This window comes from Uliginosibacterium sp. sgz301328, from assembly GCF_041807905.1.
Taxonomy (GTDB): domain Bacteria; phylum Pseudomonadota; class Gammaproteobacteria; order Burkholderiales; family Rhodocyclaceae; genus JBGVSA01.
In genome coordinates, this window is record NZ_JBGVSA010000012.1 from 17,808 (window position 1) to 30,823 (window position 13,016).

Sequence of the window (13,016 nt, forward strand, 5' to 3'; positions counted from 1 at the left end):
GACGCCAATAGCGCGAAACGCTTTATCGGCGGTGGCTGACGGGCTTGGCGGCCTTGACTGGACGTGCCTTGGTCTTGGTGGGGGTCACGCCGCTGCGCGGGGTATTTTCCTTGACCGATACCGCACGTTCTTCACGTTCAGGCAGCACCGCCTTGATCGCGTTCTGCAGATTCTCGGCGGCTGCCGAAGGGATCAGCAGGATGTAGCCGGCGGCGAGGCGCGCGCGGGCGGGCAAACCATTGGCGGAACGCAGCGAATCCACGGCCATGTGCAGTTGGCGGGCGACTTCTTCGATCCGCGCGCTGCGGGGCAGGGCATAGGTCTGCCAGCTGACCAGCGGCGCGTCGTGGTTTGCCAGGTTGGCCTGGAAACGCGCAGCGTTCGTCACCGGCAGCACTAGCGGCGAAGTCTGGCTACCGGGAATGACCGGGCGGTTGTAACTGGGGTTGAACGACAGGAATTCGCTCACCGGCATTTCTGCCAGCCTGGCCGCCAGCGCCACGTCAATGCCCTGCGGCTTGTCGACGGTGGTGAAGTACGGCTGGTTGGGGATGCTGGGCAGTGCGAGGTTGTATTGGTCGGGGTGGGCGATGATGTTCTTGAGCGCCTGCAGCTTCGGCACGTAATTGCGCGTCTCCTGCGGCATGGTGAGGCTGTTGTAGTCGGTCGGCTTGCCGGCTGCCTTGTTATTGGCAATGGCACGGGCAACCGCATTTTCGCCCCAGTTGTACGAGGCCAACGCCAGTTGCCAGTCGCCGTGCATCTCGTAGATGGCCTGCAGGTACTGCAGCGCGGCGTTGGTGGAGGCAACGATGTCGCGACGCTCATCGACCCACCAGTTCTGCTGCAGATTGAAGTCCTTGCCGGTCGATGGTACGAACTGCCACAGGCCGACGGCCTTGGCTGGCGACTGGGCCATCGGGTTGTACGCGCTCTCGACCATCGGCAGCAGTGCCAGTTCGGTCGGCATGCCGCGCTTTTCGAGTTCGCTGACGATATGGAAGAGGTACTTGCCGCCGCGTTCGAGCGTGTTCTTAAGCGCTTGCGGATGCGACAGATACCACCGTTCATGGGTCTGGACGAGGTCGTTGTCCAGGTCGGCCATGCCGAAACCCTTGCGCATGCGCGACCAGATGTCCGCATCCTGACTGGTCAGGTCAAGGGTTTCGATTCGCGCCGGTTTGACGGGTACGTCGGCGGGAGCGGGATTGGCCGCCAGGAACGAGCTCAAGGCTCCAGTGGCGTTGGCCGGGATTGCACTGGCTGCAGCAGTCACTTCCGCGGCATGGGCGGAGCCCCACAGCAACGCGGTGACTCCTATGAGGCGAAAATAGGGTTTCATTCGCGTGGGCCGGAATTCTGAGGATGCCGCATTCTAGCCAAACATGCGCCGAGTGTGGTCTTTCTGCATCAAATCTGCGGATGGGCGGCAACCGCCCGGCGAGTCATCAACCCTGGAAATTGTCTTTCCAGGCGCGCAGCGCGGTGAATACCGCCAAGTCGTCTTCGAGGGCGGCCTGCGCATGATTTTCAGCGCTTGCCCTGACAGCCGGTTGCCTGCTGCGCAGGAAGGGGTTGGTGGCCCGTTCCTGATCGATCGTGGAAGGAACGGTAGGCAGACCACGTTCTCGCAGGTCCGCGCAGGCTTGCTGTCGGGCCAGGAGGGCAGGGTTGTCGGGCTCGACCGTCCGTGCAAAGCGCAGGTTGGAGAGGGTGTATTCGTGGGCGCAGTACACGCGTGTCTCGCCGGACAGCGATGCCAGCCGGGCCAGTGACGCGTGAAGCTGCGGCGCTGTCCCGCCGAGCAGCCTTCCACACCCCGCCGCAAACAGTGTGTCGCCGCAAAAGAGTGCGCCTTCGCCGACATAGGCGATGTGGCCTTCGGTGTGGCCCGGAACGTCCATCACGCGGTAGCGTCCGAGCGAATCCAGATCAACGGTGTCGCCGTCGACCAGCGCATGGGCACGGCCAGGAATCGGTTCGGCAGCAGGCCCGAAGACGGGAACGCCCGGGCTCCGGGCGAGCAGGTCCAGTACGCCGCCGACGTGGTCGTTATGACGATGTGTGACCAGGATGGCTGCCAGTGACAGGCCTTCGCGTTCCATGAAGGCGATGACGGGTGCCGCCTCGCCCGGATCGACGACGGCGCAGCGGCCATCGGCACACAAGGCCCAGATGTAGTTGTCGCGGAAAGCGGGGATGGGGACAATTCTCATCCATTCATTGTAAGGGCGCGCTCGAAAGGGCGCATCATGGCGATCTGATGCCCGCGCCAATACGCCTATGTTGATGCAAGCCTTTGAAGAGTGGCTCGACACGCCCCGTGGCCAATATTTGCTGGCATGGGAGCAGCACAAGTTCGATCTGGTGGTGGCCGATGTGTTCGGCTACAACGCCGTGCAGGTCGGCTTGCCGGGCCACGACTTCCTGCGCAACAACCGCATGCCCCTGCGCTTTCATGCGTCGGAGGAGGGGGGCGCCGTGCTTTGTGCTCCAACGGAGTTGCCCTTCGAGACGCAGAGCCTGGATCTCGTGGTGCTGCCCCACGTGCTGGAATTCGCCGATCTGCCGCATCAGATTCTCCGTGAAGTGGAGCGTGTGCTTGTGCCGGAAGGCAGCGTGATCATTTCCGGCTTCAATCCGTTCAGCCTGTGGGGGCTGCGTCGCGGTCTTGCGGGCAATCTCGGGCAGATGCCGTGGGTGGGCCAGTATCTGTCGGTGCCTCGCCTCAAGGACTGGCTGAGCCTGCTCAGCTTTGAGACCCATGCCGGCGCCTTCGGCTGCTATGCCCCGCCTGTGAGCACCGAACCATGGCTGCGGCGCTGGTCGTTCATGGATGCCGCGGGCGATCGCTGGTGGCCCTTTGCCGGCGGCGCTTACATGATCCAGGCCATCAAGCGCGTACAAGGGATGCGGCTCATCACGCCATCGTGGCGCGAGGCCGACAGCCGCAAGAAAGCCATGGTGCCCGTGGCGCAGCGGTCGCGTAACCCTTCGCCCCGCTGAATTTTCTTCGTGCTGGCGCATTGGCAGCGGCGCCGGCCCGCGCTAGTCTTGCCGGCCTTCTGATTCCTTCTCTTTGATCACACGTGGACCAAGTAGACATCTTTACCGACGGCGCCTGCAGCGGAAATCCGGGGCCGGGCGGATGGGGCGCCATCCTGCGTGCCAACGGCGCCGAGAAGGAACTATGGGGCGGAGAGCCGCAGACGACCAACAATCGCATGGAGATGATGGCGGTCATCCGGGCGCTCAATATGCTCAAGCGCCCCGTATCGGTTCGTCTGCATACCGATTCCCAATATGTGCAGAAAGGGATCTCGGAGTGGATTCACGGCTGGAAAGCTCGGGGCTGGAAGACAGCCGACAAGAAACCGGTCAAGAATGAAGATCTCTGGCGAGCGCTCGATGAAGCCGCGGCAAGGCACCAGATTCAATGGCTGTGGGTGCGCGGTCATGCAGGGCATGTTGAGAACGAGCGGGCCGATGCGCTCGCCCGCCGTGGGGCAGATGCCGCTCGCAGCGCAGGACGCGCCGTCGATAGCGAGGCGGCATGACAATTACGTACCGACGGGCACAAAACATGCCCGCGCCGCAGATAATTACCAGAATGAGGTAACGGTAGCTTTCGAGCATATGCTGCAATGCGATAATATGTCCGCTCATATCGGTTTTGCACGAATATCGTGGCTGGAGCAGCAGGCTTGCCGCGATAAAATGAATGCCGAAAAGTTCCATATAAATTAAGGCATTACATCTTGATACATTACATAAGCAAGACTTATCTCGGGATAGAAAGATTTGACTGACAAATCGGCTTTTTGATCTTGCGTTGCACAAGCTCGATAGTCATAATGCAATCCATGTTGATCGTGTTTTGTGATTGACCCGAAACCGATCCCAACGGTGTCTCCTCCACCCTCCTCCTTTGGTGTGGACTTGGCGCAGCTCTCACCGAGCTGCGTTTTTTTTTGTCTTTTCCGGACGTTCCCCCACGGGAGCGTCCCGGCCGGACCTTCTGCCACACGTTGGCTGTCCCTTGTTTGACAGCGCTTGGCATTCGTTCTATAGTCGCGTGCTTCCCGCAAGTCGGGGAGTGTCTTGCTTTGGTCGTTCGCTTGGGCTTGTCCCCTCGGCCAAAGCTACAACAACAAGGTTTCCAAGAAACTCAAAAGGAAGTTGAAATGGGTACGTTTTCCGCAAAGCCCCATGAGGTCAAGCACGACTGGTACGTCGTCGATGCGACCGATAAGGTGCTTGGCCGTCTGGCCAGCCAGATTGCTCACCGCCTGCGCGGCAAGCACAAGGCGATCTACACGCCGCACGTCGATACGGGCGATTTCATCATCGTCGTGAACGTCGACAAGCTGCGCGTCACTGGCAACAAGGCCAATGACAAGAAGTATTTCCGCCATTCGGGGTACCCGGGCGGTATCTACGAAACCAACTTCACCAAGCTGCAACAACGCTTCCCTGAGCGCGTGCTGGAGAAGGCCGTGAAGGGCATGCTGCCCAAGGGCCCGCTCGGTTACGCCATGCTCAAGAAGCTGAAGTGCTACGCCGGCGGTGAACACCCGCACGCTGCGCAGCAACCGCAAGCGCTTGAGATCTAATCAGGAGCAAACATGCCCGTCGGACAATATAACTACGGCACTGGTCGTCGCAAAACCGCGGTGGCCCGTGTGTTCATCAAGGCCGGTTCCGGCAAGATCGTCGTCAACGGCAAGCCGGTCGACGAATTCTTCTCGCGCGAAACGGGTCGCATGATCGTGCGCCAACCGCTGCAACTGACCGAGACCGTCGATCGCTTCGACATCATGGTCAACGTGTCGGGTGGTGGTGAATCGGGTCAAGCCGGCGCCGTGCGTCACGGCATCACCCGCGCCCTGATCGATTTCGATCCTGAGCTGAAGTCGTCGCTGAAGAAGGCCGGCTACGTCACTCGCGATGCCCGTGAAGTCGAACGTAAGAAGGTCGGCTTCCACAAGGCCCGTCGCCGCAAGCAATTCTCGAAGCGTTAATCCGTTTCGGACGCTGTACCCAAAAACCCGCCCGCGAAAGCCGGCGGGTTTTTTGTTGTCTATTCCGCCGGATCAGCCCGCGCGACGAACGAGTTCGGCTACTGCGGCCGGCAGATCGGCGGGCGTGCTCGCGCAGGCAAGGCGGGCGTGATCAGCCGGGCATTCCTCGCCGGCTTCGTGTTGCCAGGTGGTGTGATAGGGCATGTACACACCCCATCCGCCCAGGGCGAGGACTGGCAGGATGTCCGAGCGCAACGAGTTGCCGATCATGAGAAGCTCGTGCGCACCAATGCCGAACTGCTCCAGCAGCCTTGCGTAGGTCGCCTCGTCCTTTTCGCTGACGATTTCGATGCGGCGGAATTGTTTCGCCATGCCGGAGGCCGCGATCTTGGCCTCTTGGTGAAAGAGGTCGCCCTTGGTGATCAACACAACGTCATGGACGTCGGCAATGGCCTGCACCGCCTCGCGGATTCCCGGCAACAATTCGACCGGATGGGTCAGCATCTCCTTGGCGATGGTGACGATGCGATGCAAATCCGACGCCGTGATTCGCGCATCCGTCATTTCGATTGCCGCTTCGATCATCGATAGCGCCATACCCTTGACCCCATAGCCGAACAGCGCGATGTTGGCGCGCTCCACGGCCAGCAGTCGCTCGGCCACGCGTGTGTTGCCGATGTCGATGTAGCGGGACAGCAGTCGCTCGAACTCGATCTGGGCCGCATCGAAATAGTCCTGGCAGCGCCACAACGTGTCGTCGGCATCGAAGGCGATGAGCTTGATGGGGGAGGTGCTCTGTTTCATGGCGATTGAAGGTAGATAAACAAAAAGCCCGGCCCGCGTAGCGGAACCGGGCTGTCCGGGCCGAGCGACCGGCGCGGTCAGCGCGCCACTCGCTTGTCCTTTTCGATCAGTGCATAGGCCGAGTGGTTGTGGATCGACTCGAAATTCTCCGATTCCACCACGTAGGCGTCGATGCGCTTTTCGGCGTTGAGCTGGGCGGCAACGTCACGGACCATGTCTTCGACGAACTTCGGATTGTCGTAGGCGCGTTCGGTCACGTACTTTTCATCCGGGCGCTTGAGCAGACCGAAGAGTTCGCACGAAGCCTGACCTTCGACCATCTGGATGACTTCTTCCAGCCAGATGTGGTCGTTGATCTCGGCGGTCACCGTCACGTGCGAGCGCTGGTTGTGCGCGCCGTAGTCGGAAATCTTCTTCGAGCAGGGGCACAGGCTCGTCACCGGCACCACCACCGACATCTTGAAAGTGTATTCGCCGCCGGCACGGATCTCGCCCGTGAAAGTCACTTCGTAATCAAGCAGACTCTGCACGCCCGACACCGGCGCCGTCTTGTTCATGAAGAACGGGAAGGTCATCTCGATGTGGCCGGTTTCGGCCTCGAGGCGTTGCACCATCTGGCGCAGCATCGGCTCGAAATTCTCCACCGAGATCTCGCGATCACAGGTGTTGAGGATTTCCACGAAGCGCGACATGTGCGTGCCCTTGAAGTTGTGCGGCAGCCCCACGTACATATTGAACGTGGCAATGGTGTGCTGCACGCCTTCGGCGCGATCCTTCACGCGGACCGGATGGCGGATGGACTTGATGCCGACCTTGTCGATGGCGATATGGCGACGATCTTCCGAACCCTGCACGTCCGGCATGGTGCTGCTGGGGGCTTGCAATGTGGTCTGCATGAGCTTTCGATCTTCTTGCGGAAAACCGGCGGGGGTAGGCCGGTTTCCGGGGGCGCGGCTCAAGGCCGCCGATAAGTGTGACCGAGTCTAAGATAGTTGATTAAAAAACTCAACTATTCCACTTATAGTTGATTGCTATTTCGATAAACGACTTTGGACTCGTTCGACAATACTGATCGCGTCCAACCCGACCGAGTTCAACAGTTGTTGCTGGTCGCCATGGTCGATGAAGCGATCCGGCAGGCCCATGCGCAGCAGCGGACAGGCAATGTTCAGGTCCTCCAGTGCACGAGCGACTTCCGAGCCCGCACCGCCAATGATGGCGTTTTCTTCGATCGTGACGAGCAGATCGTGGCTTGCGGCCAGTTCGCGCACCAGGTCGATGTCTAAGGGCTTGGCAAAACGCATGTCGGCGACCGTCGCGTCCAGCGTTTCAGCGGCCTTCAGGGCTTCATGCAAGAGTGGCCCGAAGGCGAGGAAGGCCACGCTCTGGCCTTTGCGACGGATCTCGCCCTTGCCGATGGCAAGCGTCCTCAGTTCCGACGACGGCGCCTGGCCAGTGGTGCTGCCGCGCGGGTAACGGACGGCAGCAGGGCCGTCGTGGTGGAATGCGGTCGTCAGCATGCGTCGGCATTCTTCTTCATCGCTCGGCGTCATGACGACCATGTTCGGCACACACAGCAGGAATGACAGGTCGAACGAACCGTGGTGCGTGGCACCGTCTGCGCCGACGAGGCCGCCACGATCGATCGCGAAGATCACCGGCAGGTTTTGCAGCGCGACATCGTGGATCAGTTGGTCGTAAGCCCGCTGCAGGAAGGTCGAGTAGATGGCGACCACCGGTTTGACGCCATCGCAGGCCAGGCCCGCGGCGAATGTCACGGCGTGCTGTTCGGCGATGCCCACGTCGAAATAGCGCGACGGATATTCCTGCTCGAAGCGCACGAGCCCCGAGCCCTCACGCATGGCCGGCGTAATGGCGACCAGGCGCGAATCGCGGGCGGCCATGTCGCAAAGCCAGTCACTGAAAACCTGCGTATAGGTCGCCTTGCCGCCGCCCTTGCTGGCCTGGATGCCAGCGGTGTGATCGAACTTCGCCACGCCGTGGTAGAGCACCGGATCGGCTTCGGCCAGCTTGTAGCCGTGGCCCTTGCGCGTGACGATGTGCAGGAATTGTGGCCCCTTGAGCTTGGCGAGGTTCTGCAGCGTGGGAATCAACGCATCCAGGTCATGCCCGTCGATCGGGCCGATGTAGTTGAAGCCGAATTCCTCGAACAGCGTTCCCGGCGTGATCATGCCTTTGACGTGTTCTTCCACGCGCTTGGCGATCTCCAGCATCGACTGCGACACGCCCAGCACCTTTTCGCCGGCGCGGCGCGCGGCATTGAAGGTGCGGCCCGATAGCAGACGCGCCAGGATCTTGGTCAGCGCGCCCACCGGCGGCGAGATCGACATTTCGTTGTCGTTGAGGATCACCAGCAGGTCGTCATCCATCACGCCGGCGTTGTTGAGCGCTTCGAACGCCATGCCGGCGGACATCGCGCCGTCGCCGATCACCGCGATGGCCTTGCGTGCCTGCCCCGTCTGGCGGGAGGCCTCGGCCATGCCGAGTGCGGCGGAAATCGAGGTTGACGAATGCGCCGTGCCGAAGGTGTCGTAAGGGCTCTCCGAGCGGCGCGGGAAGCCCGAAATACCGCCGTACTGTCGCAGGCCGGCCATGGCGTCGCGTCGGCCGGTGAGAATCTTGTGACCATAGGTCTGGTGGCCGACGTCCCATACGATGCGATCGTTGGGCGTTTCGAACACGTAATGCAGAGCAATGGTCAGTTCAACCGTGCCAAGGTTCGACGACAGGTGGCCGCCCGTGCGCGAGACGGATTCGAGCAGGAAGGCTCGCAACTCGTCCGCAAGCGCGGGTAGGTCCTTGCGCTCTAGCTGACGCAGATCGGCAGGCGACTGAATGGTGTCCAGCAACGGATAAGACGGCATAGAAGTCTTGTTCTGATTGTGATGTGACCCGCGTACTTGCTGACGAAGTCAGAAAGGCCGGTTCACGATGTAGTCGGCAAGCTCGCGCAGACGCAGCGCTTTGTCGCCAAAGCCCGCAAGCGCTTCATGGGCGTCGGCTGCCAGACCCCGCGCCAGTTCGCGCGCCTCGCTCAGGCCCATGATGCTGACGTACGTCGGTTTATTGTTGGCGGCGTCTTTCCCGGCAGTCTTTCCCAGCGTCGCGGTATCGGCAACGGTATCGAGAATGTCGTCCACCACCTGGAAGAGCAGGCCGATGTTCTTGGCGTAGCGATCCAGCGATTCGATCTGCGCATCGTCCAGATCGCCGGCCAGCGCACCCAGTTGCACGGCTGCGCGGATCAGCGCGCCGGTCTTGTGGATGTGCATGAACTCCAGTTCGGGGCGTGTCAGCGCCTTGCCCACCGAGGCCAGGTCGATAGCCTGTCCGCCGGCCATGCCGCGCGAACCCGACGCTCGCGCCAGCAAAGCAGTGGCGCGCAATTGGCGGGCTGGATCGGCAAATGCGCCCGGCGCAGTGATGAGTTCGAACGCCAGTGTCTGCAGCGCGTCGCCCGCCAGCAGCGCGGTGGCCTCATCGTATTCGACATGGACGGTCGGCTTGCCACGGCGCAGGACGTCGTCGTCCATGCACGGCATGTCGTCGTGAACCAGCGAGTAGACGTGGATGCATTCGACCGCGCAGGCGGCCGCTTCAATGGCCGAAGCTGACGCGCCCGCCAGTTCGCCGGCCGCGTGGGTCAGCAGGGGGCGCACGCGCTTGCCGCCGCCCAGCGTGGTGTAGCGCATGGCGTCATGCAGGCGCTCGGGCACCAGGCTTGCGGCGGGCAATCGTGCGGACAGCGCGTTTTCGGTGTCCCGCTGGACGCGGGCCATCCAGTCGGCAAAGGAAAGTGTCGTCATTCTTTGTCCAGGCCAGCCGGGGCGTCGGTCAGTTCGCCGTTTTCGAGAATCTGGATGCGCTGTTCGGCCGCTTCGAGCGTGCCGCGGCACTGGCGCAACAAGGCGATGCCCCGCTGGTAATTCTGCAGCGATGCCTCCAGCGACAGGTCGCCGGCCTCCATTGCGGCGACGATGCGCTCCAGTTCGGCAATTGCCGCTTCGAACGTTTCGGGCTGGCTGGTGGCGGGTTTGGCGGGCATGTCGCAGGGGTTCGAGTAAAGTGGAGTCGTGTCGCATGCGCAGGGCTCGCCCCGCGCGAAACAGCCAATTATAATCGACGGCTTTTCGTTTCCGGCGGATCGCAACGCTTGGAGGTTGGGATGTCCGACATCGTATCTGCTGCCAGACTCGCGCCCGCCGCTGTCCAGCTGCCCGTTTCCACGTATTTCGACGAGAAAATCTTCGAACTGGAGAAGCGCCTGCTGTTCGACGCCGGCCCCGGCTATGCCGGGCACGAGTTGATGGTGCCGGGCCTGAACGATTACAGCACGATCGGCTGGATGGACCACGCCCGCATGCTCATGCGGGCCGAAGACGGCGTCCACCTGATGTCGAACATCTGCCGCCATCGGCAGGCCGTCATGTTCGAAGGCAAGGGCACGGCGCGCAACGTCGTCTGCCCGATCCACCGCTGGACCTACGACAACGCCGGTCAACTCATCGGTGCGCCGCAGTTTCCCAACAATCCTTGCCTGAACCTGGACCGCGTCAAGCTCGAGTCCTGGAAAGGGCTGCTGTTCCGTGGCCCGCGTTCGGCCAATGCCGATCTGGCAGGCATGAAGCTGGCCGACCAGCTTGATTTTTCGGGCTACGTGCTGGGCCGCGTCGAACACCACGAGTGCAACTACAACTGGAAGACCTTCATCGAGGTGTACCTCGAGGACTACCACGTGGCGCCGTTCCACCCCGGGTTGGGCGGATTCGTTACCTGTGACGACCTGACCTGGCAGTTCGGCGATTGGTATTCCGTGCAGAAGGTCGGCGTGACCTCGTTGGCCAAACCGGGCAGCGCGGCCTATGCGCGCTGGCACAAGGCGGTGCTCGACTACTACGGTGGCCAGCTGCCGCCGCAGGGTGCGATCTGGCTGACCTATTTTCCCAACATCATGGTGGAGTGGTATCCACACGTGCTGGTGGTGAGCACGCTGGTGCCACAGGACGTGAACAGGACACTCAACGTCGTCGAGTTCTATTACCCCGAGGACATCGCGGCCTTCGAGCCTGATTTCGTCGAAGCGGAACAGGCTGCGTACATGGAAACCGCCATCGAGGATGACGAAATCGGTGAGCGCATGGATCGTGGCCGCCTCGCCCTCTACAAGCAGGGGCTCAACGAGTGGGGTCCGTACCAGTCGCCGATGGAAGATGGCATGCAGCACTTCCATGAGTTCTACCGGCGCATCATGTCGCCGCATGTGACGTTCTAGGTCGCCGACATGGCCGGCCTGCTGTGGCGGGGCGTTTGCTGGGCGCTGTTCTGCGTACTGGCATTCATCGTCCTGTACCTGCTGGCCATACCGATTCTTGGCCTGCTGCCGGCGCATCGCCACTGGAAGCCGCCAACCCAGGGCGAGGTCACTGTCTGGCTCATCACCAACGGTGTGCATGCCTCATTGGTGTTTCCGGCCAATGCGCTCGGCGTCGATTGGTTCGCCTGGCTGCCGCCGCAGCAGACCTTGGCCCGGACGCGGGGCAAGGCGATTCCGGCCAACTTCGATCACGTCAGCTTTGGTTGGGGCGACCGGCGTTTCTTTCTCAATACGCCGCGCTGGCGCGACCTGAAGGTATCGACCGCGCTGTGGGCCGCGTCGGGCCTCGATGCCACCCTCATGCACGTGGAGTACCTGCCCGAGCCGATCGCAGCGGACGATGCCGTACCGTTCCAGCTCAGCCGCGCCCAGTACGTCCAGCTCGCCGCCTACGTGCAGTCAGCCTTTGCGCCCGACGCGGCCGGGCGGCCGCAGCAGATCGCCGAACACTCGTATGGCGATTTCGACGTTTTCTTCGAAGCTCGCGGGCACTACAACCTGTTCTTCACCTGCAACGAATGGGTAAGGCGCGCGCTTTCCGATATTGGCGTGCGCGTGCCGCTCTGGTCCCCGCTTGATCGGCCGCTGTTCTGGCAGCTACGCGCCGGCGACGCACGGGGCTGACGGAAGCTGATATGGCGTGTTATTCCATTTCTTCATAATGAAACGCCTTTTTTGTTATTGGAGAAAATAAAGTTTTCCGGATAATCGCCTCATCCTCAATGAGATGGAGCTGTTCCGAAATGAAATCGACCACGCTGCTCAAGCTGCTGGCCGTCACCAGCCTGTCCTTCGGCATCCAGGCCGCACAAGCACAGCAAGTGTCGCTGCTGAACGTGTCGTACGACGTGGCGCGCGATGTCTTCCGCGACTACAACCCCAAGTTCATCGCCGCCTACAAGGCCAAGACCGGGCAGACCATCGAAGTCAAGCAGTCGCACGCCGGCTCCACGGCGCAAGCACGTGCCGTGGCGGACGGGCTCGAAGCGGACGTGGTGACGATGAATCAGGCCACCGACGTGAACTTCCTCGCCTCCAAGGGCCTGGTGGCCAAGGACTGGGAAAAGAAATTCCCCAACAACGCCTCGCCCTACACCTCGACGATGATTTTCATCGTCCGCAAGGGCAACCCCAAGGGCATCAAGGATTGGGCGGATCTGGTCAAGCCGGACGTCAAGATCATCATCCCGCACCCGAAGAACACCGGTAACGGCCGTTATTCGTACCTCGCCGCATGGGGCTGGGCGCTCAAGCAACCGGGCGGCAACGACAAGACGGCCGCCGAATTCGTCGGCAAGCTGCTCAAGAACATGCCCCTGTTCGCCTCGGGCGGTCGTGACGCGACGACGTCGTTCATGCAGCGCCAGCAGGGTGACGTGCTGATCACTTTTGAATCCGAAGCCGAGCTGATCGCCAAGGAATTCGGCCGCGGCAACTTCGAAACGGTCTATCCGAGCCAGTCGATCCTGGCTGAACTGCCGGTGGCGATCGTCGACAAGGTGGTCGACAAGAAGGGCACCCGCGCCGTGGCGCAGGCCTACCTGGAGTACCTGTGGTCGAAGGAAGGCCAGGAGAACGCAGCCGAGAACTACCTGCGTCCGCGTGATCCGGAAGTGTTGAAGAAACACGCCGCGCAATTCCCGGCGATCAAGACCTTCAGCGTTGAAGAAACCTTCGGCGGCTGGGACAAGGCCGTGGCCACGCACTTCAAGGACGGCGGGTCGTTCGACCAGATCTATCAACAGAAATAAAGTCGCATCTCTCGCATCCGGGCGCCAGCCCGGCCGCGTCGGTGC

Annotated in this window: 14 protein-coding genes; 7 read left to right on the forward strand and 7 right to left on the reverse strand. The window is 61.7% G+C overall.

Going from position 1 to position 13,016, the window contains the following annotated elements; genetic code table 11:
* Positions 1–22: 22 nt before the first annotated feature.
* Both ACDA63_RS10825 and gloB read right to left on the reverse strand, forming a co-directional pair.
* A complete protein-coding gene (locus tag ACDA63_RS10825; protein ID WP_373663251.1) occupies positions 23–1,342 on the reverse strand; it encodes a transglycosylase SLT domain-containing protein in 1,320 nt (439 codons plus the stop codon).
* Positions 1,343–1,448: 106 nt separating this feature from the next.
* The gene (gene gloB / locus ACDA63_RS10830) at positions 1,449–2,216 is read right to left on the reverse strand and encodes a hydroxyacylglutathione hydrolase (RefSeq protein ID WP_373663252.1); all 768 of its coding nucleotides are present in this window, start codon (positions 2,214–2,216) and stop codon (positions 1,449–1,451) included.
* 67 nt (positions 2,217–2,283) lie between these two features.
* Between gloB and ACDA63_RS10835 the strand changes: the two genes are divergently transcribed.
* The 4 genes from ACDA63_RS10835 (at position 2,284) to rpsI (ending at position 5,021) form a co-directional block, all read left to right on the forward strand.
* Complete coding sequence (locus ACDA63_RS10835; protein WP_373663253.1) at positions 2,284–3,006, forward strand: class I SAM-dependent methyltransferase; 723 nt, start codon at positions 2,284–2,286, stop codon at positions 3,004–3,006.
* Positions 3,007–3,089: 83 nt separating this feature from the next.
* Positions 3,090–3,557, forward strand: coding sequence for a ribonuclease HI (gene rnhA / locus ACDA63_RS10840; protein ID WP_373663254.1), 468 nt, complete (start codon positions 3,090–3,092; stop codon positions 3,555–3,557).
* Positions 3,558–4,184: 627 nt separating this feature from the next.
* Complete coding sequence (gene rplM / locus ACDA63_RS10845; protein WP_373663255.1) at positions 4,185–4,613, forward strand: 50S ribosomal protein L13; 429 nt, start codon at positions 4,185–4,187, stop codon at positions 4,611–4,613.
* A gap of 12 nt (positions 4,614–4,625) precedes the next feature.
* Complete coding sequence (gene rpsI, locus ACDA63_RS10850) at positions 4,626–5,021, forward strand: 30S ribosomal protein S9 (RefSeq protein ID WP_373663256.1); 396 nt, start codon at positions 4,626–4,628, stop codon at positions 5,019–5,021.
* A gap of 72 nt (positions 5,022–5,093) precedes the next feature.
* Here the strand turns inward: rpsI and ACDA63_RS10855 are convergent, their stop codons facing one another.
* From ACDA63_RS10855 to ACDA63_RS10875, 5 genes are all read right to left on the reverse strand, one after another.
* Entirely contained in the window at positions 5,094–5,825 is a 732-nt protein-coding gene (locus ACDA63_RS10855) for an HAD family hydrolase (RefSeq protein WP_373663257.1), read from the reverse strand.
* Between the two features lie 77 nt (positions 5,826–5,902).
* Complete coding sequence (folE2, locus tag ACDA63_RS10860) at positions 5,903–6,721, reverse strand: GTP cyclohydrolase FolE2 (RefSeq protein ID WP_373663258.1); 819 nt, start codon at positions 6,719–6,721, stop codon at positions 5,903–5,905.
* Positions 6,722–6,856: 135 nt separating this feature from the next.
* Positions 6,857–8,710, reverse strand: a complete 1,854-nt coding sequence (gene dxs / locus ACDA63_RS10865) for a 1-deoxy-D-xylulose-5-phosphate synthase (RefSeq protein WP_373663259.1) — start codon at positions 8,708–8,710, stop codon at positions 6,857–6,859.
* Between the two features lie 48 nt (positions 8,711–8,758).
* The gene (locus tag ACDA63_RS10870; protein WP_373663260.1) at positions 8,759–9,652 is read right to left on the reverse strand and encodes a polyprenyl synthetase family protein; all 894 of its coding nucleotides are present in this window, start codon (positions 9,650–9,652) and stop codon (positions 8,759–8,761) included.
* Positions 9,649–9,891, reverse strand: a complete 243-nt coding sequence (locus tag ACDA63_RS10875; RefSeq protein ID WP_373663261.1) for an exodeoxyribonuclease VII small subunit — start codon at positions 9,889–9,891, stop codon at positions 9,649–9,651. The genes ACDA63_RS10870 and ACDA63_RS10875 overlap by 4 nt, the downstream gene beginning before the upstream one ends.
* A 120-nt stretch (positions 9,892–10,011) precedes the next feature.
* Between ACDA63_RS10875 and ACDA63_RS10880 the strand changes: the two genes are divergently transcribed.
* From ACDA63_RS10880 to ACDA63_RS10890, 3 genes are all read left to right on the forward strand, one after another.
* Complete coding sequence (locus tag ACDA63_RS10880; protein WP_373663262.1) at positions 10,012–11,118, forward strand: aromatic ring-hydroxylating dioxygenase subunit alpha; 1,107 nt, start codon at positions 10,012–10,014, stop codon at positions 11,116–11,118.
* Positions 11,119–11,127: 9 nt separating this feature from the next.
* Positions 11,128–11,844: a TIGR02117 family protein gene (locus ACDA63_RS10885; RefSeq protein ID WP_373663263.1), complete on the forward strand. Its 717-nt coding sequence runs from the start codon at positions 11,128–11,130 to the stop codon at positions 11,842–11,844.
* A gap of 119 nt (positions 11,845–11,963) precedes the next feature.
* Entirely contained in the window at positions 11,964–12,971 is a 1,008-nt protein-coding gene (locus ACDA63_RS10890; RefSeq protein ID WP_373663264.1) for a sulfate ABC transporter substrate-binding protein, read from the forward strand.
* Positions 12,972–13,016 lie beyond the last annotated feature (45 nt).